At 64.2% G+C, this 13,460-nt stretch carries 14 protein-coding genes; 6 read left to right on the top strand and 8 right to left on the bottom strand.

The features are described from left to right. Nucleotides 1-64 precede the first annotated feature (64 nt). From arcD to G6N42_RS00790, 3 genes are read left to right on the top strand one after another with little or no spacing between them, the layout of a single operon-like run. Nucleotides 65-1,528: an arginine-ornithine antiporter gene (arcD, locus tag G6N42_RS00800; protein WP_163724771.1), complete on the top strand. Its 1,464-nt coding sequence runs from the start codon at nt 65-67 to the stop codon at nt 1,526-1,528. Further along, complete coding sequence (locus G6N42_RS00795; protein WP_163724769.1) at nt 1,525-2,784, top strand: arginine deiminase; 1,260 nt, start codon at nt 1,525-1,527, stop codon at nt 2,782-2,784. Before arcD ends, G6N42_RS00795 begins: the two co-directional genes overlap by 4 nt. A gap of 21 nt (nt 2,785-2,805) precedes the next feature. Continuing rightward, nucleotides 2,806-3,852: an ornithine carbamoyltransferase gene (locus G6N42_RS00790; RefSeq protein WP_163724766.1), complete on the top strand. Its 1,047-nt coding sequence runs from the start codon at nt 2,806-2,808 to the stop codon at nt 3,850-3,852. On the opposite strand, the gene G6N42_RS00785 is transcribed toward G6N42_RS00790, so the two are convergent. Further along, on the bottom strand, nt 3,752-4,984 hold the full coding sequence (locus G6N42_RS00785) for an integrase catalytic domain-containing protein (RefSeq protein WP_163724763.1): 1,233 nt from the start codon (nt 4,982-4,984) through the stop codon (nt 3,752-3,754). The two genes, G6N42_RS00790 and G6N42_RS00785, sit on opposite strands and share 101 nt — an antisense overlap. A gap of 170 nt (nt 4,985-5,154) precedes the next feature. Here G6N42_RS00785 and arcC point away from each other — a divergent pair, with 170 nt between their 5' ends. After that, a complete protein-coding gene (gene arcC, locus G6N42_RS00775; protein WP_163724760.1) occupies nt 5,155-6,060 on the top strand; it encodes a carbamate kinase in 906 nt (301 codons plus the stop codon). Nucleotides 6,061-6,336: 276 nt separating this feature from the next. Here the strand turns inward: arcC and G6N42_RS00770 are convergent, their stop codons facing one another. Further along, complete coding sequence (locus G6N42_RS00770) at nt 6,337-7,701, bottom strand: wax ester/triacylglycerol synthase domain-containing protein (protein WP_163724758.1); 1,365 nt, start codon at nt 7,699-7,701, stop codon at nt 6,337-6,339. Between the two features lie 2 nt (nt 7,702-7,703). Next, complete coding sequence (locus G6N42_RS00765) at nt 7,704-7,934, bottom strand: hypothetical protein (protein ID WP_163724754.1); 231 nt, start codon at nt 7,932-7,934, stop codon at nt 7,704-7,706. 187 nt (nt 7,935-8,121) lie between these two features. Between G6N42_RS00765 and G6N42_RS00760 the strand changes: the two genes are divergently transcribed. Further along, nucleotides 8,122-9,003, top strand: a complete 882-nt coding sequence (locus tag G6N42_RS00760; protein ID WP_163724751.1) for a universal stress protein — start codon at nt 8,122-8,124, stop codon at nt 9,001-9,003. Here the strand turns inward: G6N42_RS00760 and G6N42_RS31540 are convergent. The 3 genes from G6N42_RS31540 to G6N42_RS00750 all read right to left on the bottom strand — a co-directional run bounded on the left by G6N42_RS31540 (nt 8,984) and on the right by G6N42_RS00750 (nt 11,296). Continuing rightward, the gene (locus tag G6N42_RS31540; RefSeq protein ID WP_350310113.1) at nt 8,984-9,109 is read right to left on the bottom strand and encodes a glycosyl hydrolase family 65 protein; all 126 of its coding nucleotides are present in this window, start codon (nt 9,107-9,109) and stop codon (nt 8,984-8,986) included. The genes G6N42_RS00760 and G6N42_RS31540 overlap by 20 nt on opposite strands. A 95-nt stretch (nt 9,110-9,204) precedes the next feature. After that, nucleotides 9,205-10,158, bottom strand: a complete 954-nt coding sequence (locus G6N42_RS00755; protein WP_163724748.1) for a 1-phosphofructokinase family hexose kinase — start codon at nt 10,156-10,158, stop codon at nt 9,205-9,207. 154 nt (nt 10,159-10,312) lie between these two features. Continuing rightward, on the bottom strand, nt 10,313-11,296 hold the full coding sequence (locus G6N42_RS00750; protein ID WP_163724745.1) for a magnesium transporter: 984 nt from the start codon (nt 11,294-11,296) through the stop codon (nt 10,313-10,315). Between the two features lie 149 nt (nt 11,297-11,445). Between G6N42_RS00750 and G6N42_RS00745 the strand changes: the two genes are divergently transcribed. Continuing rightward, entirely contained in the window at nt 11,446-12,246 is an 801-nt protein-coding gene (locus G6N42_RS00745) for a universal stress protein (RefSeq protein ID WP_163724742.1), read from the top strand. A 13-nt stretch (nt 12,247-12,259) separates the two neighbouring features. Here the strand turns inward: G6N42_RS00745 and G6N42_RS00740 are convergent, their stop codons facing one another. Together G6N42_RS00740 and G6N42_RS00735 are read right to left on the bottom strand one after the other, a co-directional pair. Then, nucleotides 12,260-12,787, bottom strand: a complete 528-nt coding sequence (locus G6N42_RS00740) for a hypothetical protein (RefSeq protein ID WP_232076043.1) — start codon at nt 12,785-12,787, stop codon at nt 12,260-12,262. A gap of 79 nt (nt 12,788-12,866) precedes the next feature. Further along, on the bottom strand, nt 12,867-13,271 hold the full coding sequence (locus tag G6N42_RS00735) for a nitroreductase/quinone reductase family protein (protein ID WP_163724737.1): 405 nt from the start codon (nt 13,269-13,271) through the stop codon (nt 12,867-12,869). Nucleotides 13,272-13,460: the final 189 nt, after the last annotated feature.

The raw sequence follows: 13,460 nt of genomic DNA, 5'->3' as shown, positions 1-13,460 counted from the left end.
TGAGTAGAGGCGATTTCACGCCCCCGGTAAACGGCGCTTGGAGCGAAAAATGTCAGAAGACCTCATGCACAAGCCCCCCACGGCCGATCCGGGTGGTGTCAAACCCGGGCTGAGCATGGCTGCACTGACGGCCATCGTGGTCGGATCGATGATCGGGAGCGGTATCTTTGCGCTGCCATCGCAGATGGCGGGCAGCGCCGCACCCGGTCCGCTCCTCATCGGGTGGGTGATCACGGGCGTCGGGATGCTGATGCTCGCATTCGTCTTCCAGACCCTGGCCGCCCGCAAGCCGGACGTCGACGGCGGCGTCTACGGCTACGCCCGTGCGGGTTTCGGCAACTACATCGGCTTCACGTCGGCGTTCGGATACTGGGTCTCGGCGTGGGTCGGCAACGTCGCTTACCTCGTGCTGCTGTTCTCGACGCTGGGCTACTTCTTCCCGGCGTTCGAAGGTGGCGCGACGCTGCCCGCGATCATCGGCGCGTCGATCCTGCTCTGGATCGTCCACGGCATGACGCTACGCGGCATCCAGACCGCAGCGTTCGTCAACGTCGTGGTGACGATCGCGAAGGTGGTCCCGATTCTGACATTCATCGCCATCGCGGCTGTCGGGTTCAAGGCTGGACTTTTCACAGCGGACTTCTGGGGTCGCACCACAGACATCGACGGTGTGCCGCTGGGCGACACGATGTCTCAGGTCAAGAACATGATGTTGGTGACCGTCTGGGTGTTCATCGGAATCGAAGGCGCCGCCGTCTATTCGCAGCGGGCCGCCAAGCGCCGCGACGTCGGCCGCGCCACAGTGCTCGGATTCGCCGGCGTGCTGGCGCTGCTGCTTCTGGTCAACCTGCTCTCGTATGGCCTGATGACCCAGGCGGAGCTCGCCGGTGTGCCCGACCCGTCGATGGCGGGTCTGCTCGAACAACAGGTCGGCAGTTGGGGTGCGGCGTTCATCTCCATCGGACTGATCGTTTCGCTCCTTGGCGCGCTGATTGCGTGGGTGATGCTGTGCGTCGAGATCCTGCGCCTGCCCGCGATCGAAAACGTGATGCCCAAAGCCCTGGCCAAAGAGAACGCGCATGGTGCTCCCGCCAACGCGTTGTGGCTGACCAACCTGTGCGTCCAGGCGATGCTGCTGTGGACACTGGCGAACGAGAGCACCTACCTGAACCTGATCCTGCTCGCGACGTCGCTGATCCTGCTCCCCTACCTGTGGTCTGCCGCATATCAGCTTCTGTTGGCCGTGCGCGGTGAGACCTACGAGTCGGGACATGGGCGGACGCGCGACCTGGTCGTCGGGCTGATCGGGTTGGTGTACGCCGTCTGGTTGGTCTACGCGGGCGGCCTCGAGTACCTGCTGATCGCGGCATTGTTCTACCTCGTTGGCACCGCGATGTTCGTCTGGGCCCGCAGGGAGGACCACCTCCAGGTCTTCACGAAGCCTGAGCGGATCATCGTCGCAGTGGTGGCAGTGACGTCCGTTGCGGCCGTCGTGATGATGGCCACCGGCCACCTCGCGGTCCTGTGAGCGCCGACGCGTCCCGGCTCGGCGTGTGGTCGGAAGCGGGCCGGTTGCGGCGAGTGATGGTGTGTGCACCCGGCCTGGCTCATCAGCGTCTTACCCCCGACAACTGCCACGAGCTGCTATTCGACGACGTGATCTGGCTGCAGCAGGCTCGCCGCGATCACTTCGACTTCGTCGCCAAGATGGTCGATCGTGGCGTCGAGGTCTTGGAACTGCAGGACCTGCTCGCCGACGTGGTCGCGAAACCCGATGCCCGCGACTGGGTGTTGGATCGAAAGCTCACCGATGACCTGGTGGGACCGGGACTCACTCACGACATCCGGGACTGGCTGACGGCACTGGCCCCGGATCGCCTGGCCGAGTTGCTGATTGGCGGAGTCGCGTACCAGGACGTCGTCGACGAGCTGGACTGCGGATTCCTCTCGTTGTTCAACGAGCTGGACCCCGCGGGCTTCGTCATCCGGCCACTGCCCAACACACAGTTCATGCGTGACAACTCGGCGTGGATCTTCGGCGGCGTGACACTGAACCCGATGTACTGGCCGGCGCGACGTCAGGAAACGCTGTTGACCACAGCCGTCTACAAGTTCCATCCGGCGTTCGCGGGCGAGGAGTACGACGTGTGGCTGGGCGATCCCGACGGATCACCCACCGACCACGGCATGGCAAGCCTCGAGGGCGGGGATGTGATGCCGATCGGAAAGGGACTCGTCGTGATCGGTATGGGCGAGCGGTCATCGCATCAGGCGATCACCCAAGTAGCACGCAACCTGTTCGCGGCCGAGGCGGCCGACCGAGTCATCATCGCCAGCCTGCCGAAGACCCGCTCTGCGATGCACCTGGACACGGTGTTCACGTTCTGCGACCGAGACCTGGTGACGGCCTACGCCCCGGTCGTCGACGGGATCGTACCGATCAGCCTGCGACCCGACGAGAAGTCACCGTCGGGCCTGGATGTCCGTCGCGAACCGAAAAACTTGATCGCAACGATCGGCGACGCGGTCGGCGTGGACTTCCGGGTCGTCACAACGGCCGGCGACGTCTACGGCATCCAGCGTGAGCAGTGGGACGACGGCAACAACGTGGTCGCGCTCGAACCGGGTGTCGTCATCGGATATGACCGCAACACGCTGACCAACACAGCGCTGCGGAAGGCGGGCGTGGAGGTCGTCACCATCGACGCCAGCGAGTTGGGCCGCGGCCGCGGTGGTGGCCGTTGCATGACCTGCCCGATCCTGCGCGACCCCCTGTATACGTGACCACACCCGAAGGAACTCACCATGGCTTTCAACATCCGCAACCGCAGTCTGCTGAGCCTCGTCCACCACACCGATCGCGATCTGCTCTACTTGCTGGACCTGTCGCGAGACCTCAAACGCGCCAAGTACTCCGGCGCCCGTCGGACCAGCCTGGAGGGCAAGAACATCGCCTTGATCTTCGAGAAGAGTTCGACGCGCACCCGCTGCGCGTTCGAGGTGGCGGCATACGACGAGGGCGCCCACGTGACGTACATCGATCCCGCATCGTCGCAGATCGGGCACAAGGAGTCGATGAAGGACACTGCCCGCGTCCTGGGACGGATGTACGACGCGATCGAGTACCGAGGCGCGGGACAGCAGATCGTCGAGGAGCTGGCGGAGTACGCAGGGGTGCCGGTGTTCAACGGGCTCACCGACGAGTTCCATCCCACCCAGATGCTCGCCGACATCCTCACGATGACCGAGCACTGTCCAAAACCGTTGACCGACATCGCTTTCACGTTCGTCGGGGACGGTCGCAACAACGTCGCCAATTCGCTCCTGCTCGTGGCCGCCAAGCTCGGTATGGACGTGCGCATCGGTGCGCCACAGGACCTGTGGCCGAGCGATGACCTGGTGACGCAGTGTCGGGAGTTCGGCGCCGCATCCGGAGCTCGGATCACGGTCACCGACGATCCGCTCAAGGCGGTGAGCGGTGTCGACTTCATCTACACAGATGTGTGGGTGTCCATGGGCGAGCCGATGGAGACGTGGGGAGATCGGATAGACCTGCTGCTGCCCTTTCAGGTCAACGCCAAGTTGATGGCGGCGGCGGCCAATCCGCGGGTGAAGTTCATGCACTGCCTGCCGGCCTTCCACAACTCCGAGACCGGCGTGGGCGCGCAAATCGCCTCGCAGTACCCCCAGTTGGCCGATGGCATCGAGGTCACCGAGGACGTCTTCGAGTCTGCCGCCCTGTTGCCTCACGTCAAGATGCGCGCGTGGGGGCATTCGTTGCCTCACGTAAACGTGCGCGCTTTGTCACTGGAGGTGGGGCGCCGTCGCCGGCTTTGCTGGTGGCCAGAGTGAAGAGCTGTGCGGTCAACGCCTGAATCTGGCGTTGAGCGGCGGCTGGATTGATCAGCGAGTAGGTCCGGGTCAGGCCCACGATGCGGTCGACGGTCATGGTCGGGTGGGCGGTCGCGCGGTGGAATGGGGTGGTGGCTTTGTCGTGTTTCTTGGATACCTTGGCCCCGGTGCGGACTTTGGTGATCAATTTCTGTTGCGGGTAGAAGTAGTTGGTCAGCTTGGACTGCAATTGCCAGATCTCGTTGAGGAGCAACAGTTCTGAGGCGGTGTCGTAGCGGTAGTAGCCCACCACGGTGCGTACGACCGTCCAGTTCTTCTGCTCGACGTGGCAGCCGTCGTTCTTATTGCCCGGCCGTGACCGGGTGAACGTGATCTGACGATCTCGGCACCATGCCAGCAGGTCGTCGTTGATGAATTCCGACCCGTTGTCACAGTCGACCCCGAGGATCGGGAACGGCATGGCGGCGGCGATGTGATTGAGGGCTGCCAGTATGTGTTTGGCCGCCCTGTCAGGTAGTGAGTGGCTCTCGGTCCAGCCGGTAGCGATGTCGGTGACCGTCAGCGTGAAGGCATGGCCTCCACCACGGCTGCCGCCGTCGTGAAAGACCGTGTCGATCTCGACGAAGCCGGGCACCGCGTCGTCCCATTCGGCCCAGGTGCGTACCGGGATCTGGCTTTTGAGTATCGACCCCGGCTTGGTGCCCACCCGACCTCTGATCTTGTATTTGGCTCGCTCATCAGCAAGTCGGCGATCGATGGTGGCCGCCGACATCGTTACCAACAGGGCCGCGGTGTCGTCGCTGATCGCCAGCTCCCCGAAGTGCCGCAACACGGCCACCAGCTCGGTGAGCATCGGCGCCAGCCGTTTACCGGCCGGCATTCCCAGCACTGTCCAGCAGACCGTCAGCGCCGCGATGACATCAGGCCCGTAGGTCACTGGCCGGGGACGACGCGCGCTGATGACCTTCGGCTGCAGCCCCGCCTTGAGCGCCCTGCGGGCGTGGTTACGGTGCCAGCCGGTATTGGCACACAACTCGTCGAGGATCCGACTCTTACCGCGCTTACCCGCCACCTGGTAGCGGATCGCGGTCACATCGGTGATTGCTCTGCGCTGTGCCAACGTCAACCCCATCCACTGGGCCTACGCGCGCATTTCTGATGAGGCAACGAATCACCGTTTCGCGCGCATTTCTGATGAGTCAACGCGGCCGCGAACATCGCGTTCGAGCAGGCCGAAAACCGCATGCATACGATCAAGGCGGTCCTCGTGTCCGCGCTGGCCTGAGCGCAAAGGGAGCTGCAGTGCGAATTGTGATCGCCCTGGGCGGCAACGCGCTGCTGCGACGAGGGCAGCCGATGACCGCGGAGAATCAGCGGGCGAACATCCGTGCCGCGGCTGAGTCCATAGCTCAAGTGGTGCCGGGGAACGAGATCGTCGTAGCGCATGGCAACGGCCCGCAGGTGGGGTTGTTGGCGCTGCAGGCGGCGGCCTATCACGAGGTCGCGCCGTATCCCCTAGATGTGCTCGGGGCGCAGACCGAGGCGATGATCGGCTACGTCATCGAACAGGAACTGGGCAACCTACTGCCCTCCGATCAATCGCTCGCCACGCTGTTGACGATGATCGAGGTCGACCGTAACGATCCGGCGTTCGCCAGCCCCACCAAACCAATCGGGCCGATCTACGACCAGGAGACAGCGGAGCGCCTCAAAGCCGCCAGAGGCTGGGCCATCGCACCGGATGGCGACAACTTCCGGAGAGTCGTCGCGAGCCCAAAACCAAAGAGGATATTCGAGATTCGGGCGATTCGTAGCCTGGTGGAACGGGGCACTATCGTGATCTGTGCGGGCGGCGGCGGAATACCGACGGTGTATGACGAGGCCGGCCTGCTACACGGCGTGGAGGCGGTCATCGACAAGGACCTCGCCTCGGCCCTGCTGGCCGAACAACTCGACGCCCAGCTCTTGGTCATCGCCACCGACGTCGACGGTGTCTACACCGACTGGGGCACGCCGCGACAGGCGCAGCTCGGGCGAGTCGCGCCGGCTGAGCTTCTCGGCCTGGACCTGCCCGCCGGGTCGATGGGGCCGAAAGTTCAGGCCGCGTGCGACTTCGCGCAAAGCACCGGCAACGAAGCTGTCATAGGTTCGCTCACTGACATCGCCAAAATAGTCGCCGGGGACGCCGGCACCCGGGTGAGAACGTGACCATTACCGCTTGTCCTGAAGACGCGACCGCTGCGTGCGGCAACGGCCGGTACCCAGCTGACGAGTCCTCGACGTCGACGAGTTCAATTCACCGCCAACACTGATATGACTTTCGACCGTCGACAGGGGCCCTTCGGCCCTCCGGTCGGATACGCCGACGGTGCGATAGTTGGTGGTGCCGGGCAACCGGCGATCTGCCCGAAGGCCGGAAGCCATTGCTGAGTGGGGGACTCAGGACCTGGCATCCGCCTTCGGGCAGTTTTTGTGAGAAGCAAACTAATTCGCGACGGCGAGCACGTCGTCGAAGCCGGCGACGAGACAGTCGTAGAGAACCTCGGGGTCCGGGATGGCACTGGTATCCATGTTGATCCCGATCGCGCAGGTGTCGACGTACGACAACAACGTGACGTTCAACGCCGCTCCTATGGTGGGCGCGAACGCATACTGCATCCGCACCGCGGCACCGGCGAGAAAGACCGGTATCGGAATGCCGGGGACGTCGCTGGCGACGAAGTCGACGTTCCTCAACGCCGACCCGATGTACCAGCGCGGCATTAGATTGAGGACTCCGGCGATGGCTTGGGTGTAAGAGAGCGACTTCTCGTTGCGCATCTTGACAGTGAGTTCGTGGATGGCCCGGATGCGCTCGCCAGGATCGGCGACGGCCGAAGGCAGATCGAACCGCAACAGAGTCACGCGGTTTCCGCCGACAGGGTCGTCGTCGGTGCGCAGGCTGATCGGCATCGACACCGACAGGTCTCCGACCGCCGTGCCGTGCTTCTCGTGATAGCGCCGCAGCCCACCGGTGATGGCGGCGATGAAGGCATCGTTCAACGATCCACCGGCAACGGTGCCTGCCCGATGAAGGGCGTCGGTCGATACGTTGAGCGCCGCGAGCCGACGAATCTTGCCACGATCGCGCATGATCGGCGATCCGGGCTGGCTGATCGGGCGAACCGTTCGATAGATGGACGCCATGGCCGAGCCGACCGCCGACAGCGTCTGCGCTGGCCGTCGAATACCGTTGACCAGCAGCGCGGGCGCGGCCTTCAACGAAGCGGTCAGGATCGTCGTGGCCAATTCGGTGTCGTAGGACACCATGTCCCGAACGCCACTCAGCAGTCCGGCAGCAGTTGGTATCGGCACGCTCGGCATGGGGCGACGGTCATCGCGCTCCTGGGTGCGGTCGAAAAGGGTCATCGCGACCTGAATCGCGCCGATACCGTCGGTCAGCGCATGGTGCAGCTTGCACAGCAACGCGGCACCCCCATCGGCCAGCCCGTCGATCAAGGTGACCTCCCATAGGGGGCGGGCGCGGTCGAAATCTGCCATTGCGGCCACCCGCGCCATGTCCAGAAGGGTGTCCATCGTGCCCGGTTGCGGTGCGGTAACGCGGCGGACATGGAATGCGAGATCGAAGTCGGGATCAAGCGTCCATCGAGGCGGCGCAGGCGCCGGCGACGCCGTGACCCGTTTCCGGAAGATGGGCATGCTCCTACTGAGAAGATCGAACCGCTCGACGAGCTGCTCCCAATTCGGGGTCCGGTCCAGGAGGACAAGCGAGACGATGGTCGACCGCAGTCGAGGGTCACTCTCCATCGACCAGGTGAAAGTGTCGGTGTTGCTGAGGAATTCGGCCATGGCTACGCGGTGACGGTCACGTCGACCGACAGGATTTCAGCGATGGCGTGGGCAGCAGTCCAATCGCCTGTGCGCAGCATGCAGGCAAGGTCGTCGACCAACGGACTGCTGGTGTCCAACTCGGCCAACCATGCCGATACCGTGGGCACGATGTCATCAGCGGATACGCGGGCAATCCGACCTGCGTGCAGACGGTCGGTGAGCTGATAGGTTTTCACCCTCTGTGGGTTCATGGGTGGCCTCCTCGTTGGCTGCGACTCTGTGATCAGACCACCCGGCGACTTTGCCGGCGAAGGGGCAAAGGCACAGTCCCCGCGGTGCTTTGGGCCTGGGCTCCGGGCGTCGGGCGGGGCCCTTTGGCCGAACGGGTGGGGACTAAAGACTCACGCCTGGATCGGCGCTGCTGCCTTAACGTGCCGTATGTCTTCGATTGCTCCTCCGGAAATCGTGGTAGGCGTCGACGGGTCACCCGCGGCCAACGTTGCCGTCGATTGGGCGGCACGCGACGCCGCGCAACGCGGCGCAACGCTCACCCTGGTCCATGTCGTCAGCAGTGTCCTCGGCTCGTTGTCCCACACGCCCCTGCCGACCGGCATCGGTAAATGGCAACAGCAGAAGGCCCACGAAGCCATCGACGAGGCAATGGGTGTCGTCGCATCGGTACAGCGAGACGTCGGACCGCTGGAAGTCCGGACTGACATCTACTACTCGTCCGCCGTTCCCACGCTGGTCGACATGTCGAAGGGGGCAGGGATGGTCGTGGTTGGCAGTCGCGGCCACGGAGCAATCGGCAATCTGCTTGGTTCGGTCAGCGCCGGCGTCGTACAGCACGCACACTGCCCGGTGGCGGTCATTCACGACGAAGATCCGTTGATGCCTCATCCGGCGCAAGCACCGGTCCTGGTCGGGATCGACGGCTCCCCCGCGTCCGAGCTGGCCACCGCGATCGCGTTCGATGAGGCGTCCCGCAGAGGCGTTGACCTCATCGCCCTGCACGCATGGACCGAATTCGGGGTGGGCGATTTTCTCGGCATGAACTGGCTGGAAATGAAGTCGTCGGAGGATGCAGCGCTCGCTGAGCGACTGGCTGGATGGCAGGAAAACTACCCGGACGTGACGGTCCGGCGGATCGTGGTCTGCGATCACCCCGCTCGTACGCTCGTCGAGCACTCGGAACAGGCCCAGCTGGTTGTCGTCGGAAGCCACGGCCGTGGCGGCTTCGCCGGCATGCTCCTCGGCTCGGTCAGCGCCGCGGTGGTTCAGTCGGCGCGCATGCCGGTGATCATCGCGCGACAACCGTAGCCTCGCGCCCTTTTCCGCTGACCCGTACATACATGTGGTGCCCGCGGCAGCGGATCGAAAAGGCCGAGTGCACCAAGCGATTCGGCCAATTTGGCGACAACGCCATGCGATCGCCGACATCAGGCGTGTCAATGACGCGGTTTCGGTGATCAATCCGTCGAGGTCGAAACAATCACGCCGCGCAATCGAGGATCGTCAGGTTCATCCGCAAACGACAGCGACTTCTACTGGCTCTTCAGCGATTTCGAAGAGCCGCTCGGTGTCGGCGCGCGTGCACGGGGCGGTACCGGGGGTCATCAGCATTGCCGCGCCGGCGGCCATGCCGAAACGAACCGCCGTGCTCAACGGCCATCCGCGAGTCAGACCCACGGTGATGCCGGCGACCATCGCGTCCCCGGCCCCAACGCCGCTTACCGCACGCATCGGAATGGCGGTGAATCGGCAGCTTTCGGTCCGGGTAGCCAGCAATGCGCCCTGAGCTCCTCGCGACACCACAACGGCCTCGGCGCGGCCGGATTCGACAAGTTCGTGCGCGGCGTCCAGCTGTTCGGATTCACTCGTCAGGTCACGTCCCACGCATTCGCGGAGTTCGCGCTCGCTTGCCTTGAGCACAAACACACCACGATTGACGTGTTGTAGACCGGCGCCCGAGGCGTCCAAGACAAATCTGACCCCTGCCTCACCGCACACGTCCGCGATTCGCTGGTAGAAGTCCGCAGGCACACCCGGAGGCAAACTCCCGCTGGCGACAACGAATTGTGCCGAGCTCGCCTCAACAAGCAGCTGAGTCACGCACCGGGCCTGTTCGGACGGAGTCAGCCGAGGACCCGGCAGCACGAAGCGGTACTGCAGACCAGTGGCGGTCTCATCGACGGTGAGGCTCTCCCGCGTGGGCTCGGCAATGTCGATCCGTCGAAATGGCACACCCGCCTCGACTACGAGCCGGCTGACGAGATCGCCGCTGGCACCTCCAGCAGGGAAAACGGCCGATACCGGCGCGCCCAGGACGTGGGCGATCTTTGCCACGTTGATCCCTCCGCCGCCGGCGTCGTATCGAGCGCGTGAGCAGCGGATCTTGCTGGTAGGACGCACGGCCTCTGCCGCAACGGTGATGTCGAGCGCCGGGTTCATCGTCAGGGTGACGATTGAATCCATGGCACAGCCTCCTCGCTTCAGACGCCGACTCTGATCCGACTACATCGCGGATCGTGACGGTAGGGACCGAAGTCCCGCGGCGGGGAGGCGTTGGCCTCTGACGCGAGCACCGCCTCCATCGTCGCGCGCGCTTCAGCCTTCCCGGCGGGCGCTGTCAACCGAGCAACAGGGACACCGCTGCGAGGTAGATCGCGATCGACAACAGATCTTGGATCACGGTGGCCAACGGACCGGAACCGAACGCGGGGTCCTTGTCCAGCGCCTGCAGCAACCAAGGCAGTATCAGCGCCACCACCGTGGCGATCGTGCTCGCCGCCAGCACCGCGAGCGCAACTGCCGTCGCCAGCCTCCAGTCGTTCGTCATGAGGGCCACCACCGGCAGCATGAGCAGGCCCAGCAACAAACCGACGATCAGCCCAGTCAGGCTTTCCGGAGCCAGGATGCGGCGAATGCCCACACCCACCGACAGACCGCGGATCGCGACCGTTTCCGTTTGCGTGCCAACGGCATCAGCCAAATAGACGATCCCCGGCACGAAATACGCAACCGCCAGCACGGCGCTGAGTTGGTCTTCGAAGGCCGCCATCAACCCCGCCGACACCATCGCACCGATCAACCCGACCACCAACCATGGCAGGCGGTGCCACAGCCGCCTGGTCACAGTCTCGAGTGTTGTCCTTCTCGTCGACTCGACTGTGTGCAGAAACCCGCCCAGTCGTGCCATGTCTTCGTCGTGTTCATGTAGTAGGACAGCGAGCAGCTGCTGGGGGGCAATCAGCCCGTAGAACCGGCCCTGGTCGTCGACCACCGCGAGACCGGGCTCCTTATCCTGCACCGCCTGCCAGGCGGCGCGCTCCTGGTCGGTGTCCGGCGTCACCACGGGCGGCTGCCGGTCCATGACATCACGCAACATCGCGTCGCTGTCTGCCGCAAACATCTGCTCAATGGTCGCGACACCCACGAGACGATCCCCGTCAAGGACCGCCACGGCGGCAGCGCTGTCGAAGCGCCGGCCCCGCATTCGTTCCAGCGTGGTGCCCACCAGATCGTCCGGCGACGCCTTCGGTACCTCCGTATAGGCGTGCGACAACGCCGTCTCCGGCAGACCGCCGAAATAGGTTGTGACATCAGTGACCATGGCAGCAGACGCTACAGACCGATGTCGCCCCCGGACTGCCTGGCAGCCGTGTTGAGGACCAATGTCCAACACTGAGGGACCTAGTGCCCCACCGGTCGGGTGGTGGAACTCAATAGCGTCGATACATCAACTGCAAATTGGAGTGCACGATGACTGAAAGCGCCTCCCCCAAGCCGGTTGTCGCCGCGATCGACGGCTCGGGCACAGCGATCAACGCCGCGCTGTGGGCGGTTGACGAAGCGATCGCCCGAAGCGTGCCATTGCGCCTCGTGTGCGTGATGAAGGCTAAGCACCCCTCTGCGGAGGATTACTACGCGGACAAGCACCATGCCGAAGCCTCGATTCGTGCGGCGCAGGATGCTGTCGAGGCCACGGGTCGGCCCGTCAAGGTAGAGACCGCAATCCTCTCAGGGTTACCGGCTTTCAACCTGATCGAAGAGTCGGAATCTGCCGACTTGATCTGTGTCGGCTCGGTCGGCATCGGCCGGTCCGCGCGGGCGATACTGGGGTCGGTCGCCACCGAGCTCGCCGAGAAGGCGCAGTGTCCGGTCGCGATCATCCGTCCTCAGGACGAGATACCACGCGACGAGGTCGACATTCGCTGGATAGTCGTCGCGGTGACCGCCGAGATCGACAACGAGTCGGTGATCGAGGGGGCGATGGGCGAAGCGCGGTTACGTCGAACGCCGGTTCTGATGCTCGGCGGTCGGGACGGTTCGGACGGCCTGGACGACGTTGACCAGCAATGGAAGGAACGCTATCCCGACGTCCACGTCTACCCCGTATCCGATGGGGCCGATGTCGCCCGATTTCTCAAGAAGCATGACGAATGGGTCCAACTCGCCGTGATCGGCGGTTCGCACGCGGATCAGGTCATGCAGATTCTCGGCCCCCGGGGGCACCCTCTGTTTCACCGCAGAGCGGCTTCGGTGCTGATAGTGCGGCATTGACGATCGCGGCGGCCTAGGGTGCTCCGACCAGCGCCTGGCGAACCAGTTCCTGGGCCGCTAGCAGGTGCTCCTCCGCCTCCTCGACGCCGACGGGAAACTCGCCGTCATAACTGTTCGTAGACCTTGCCAAAACCGACCGGCACATGTGGGCGGCCGCATGCGCATCCTCGGTCGCGGCCTCCAGTTCGCTGGTCAGTTCTGGGGTTGGCGCCGGCAGATGTGCCCGAAGGTCGACCGCCGCGTTGTCGTGCATCTGCCGGCACGCCTCATCCATCGCCGTGCGGTCGACAGTGGCCAGTGCACGCTGCGCGTCAGAAAGCGACCCCTGAAGATCGGTGAAGGGTGCGCGTGCCTGCGACCACCATTCCAGAATGTTCGCCTTGTCGGTCGATGCCTCGGCTGGAGGACCGGGTTGCCCATAGCCACCCGTGGCCAGGATAGCGACGATCGCAGCCGAGAGCGCAATGACTGCAAGAACACTCGCTCCTACGATCGCCCATTTGGCGCGATACCAGACGTCACGGGAAAGGTCCGGCGTCACCTCGATCGGGCTACCGCATTCTCCGCACAACTGCCACCCGGCCGGGTTGGGGTGACCCTGAGGACATTCCACCACGATGTCAGCTCCTGTCCATTTTCAGTTTGACGAACCGCTTGATGCCGAAGGCCTGGAAGACTCGTCGACGACGCGGCGACAGTTGAGGACCTGCCGTTGCCGCATCGATGATTTCGGGTTCGACAACGTCATAGGTGTGGCCGCCTACTGAGACGGCGGCCGCCCCGGAGGCCTGCACATTGCGCAGCCAATCGACATCTGTTCCGTATGGCAGAGGCACGATGAAGCCATTCGCCACCCGGTCGGCCACCACCGGCGTCGCGTAGTGCCGCCCCGACCGACGCCCGGTATGCCGCATGACTGCGGCATACCAATGCCTGCGGCCTGCCAGGTGCATCATCGCTGGATTCAGCGCGTGCTTGTTGAAGCGGCGCACTACGCCCCTGATGAGTGGCGTATCGGTGAGCATGTCCCGATATTCGTCTCCCGCCTCACCTCGTCAAAAGGGCCGACCGGATCAATCACGCGAGGACTTATGGCATATGAACTCCCGCGCGCGGTGCGGAACCGTCTCCTCGGCGGCGAAATCGACGTGGCGTTGGTGACTTTCGTCTCTAGTGTCGCGAAGACGGCTCGCAAAAGATGAGGACGCGAACAC

The sequence above is a fragment of the Mycobacterium gallinarum genome (assembly GCF_010726765.1).
Lineage (GTDB): Bacteria > Actinomycetota > Actinomycetes > Mycobacteriales > Mycobacteriaceae > Mycobacterium > Mycobacterium gallinarum.
Note: the sequence above shows the minus strand (reverse complement) of the source record. Positions and strands in the feature narration are given on the sequence as shown.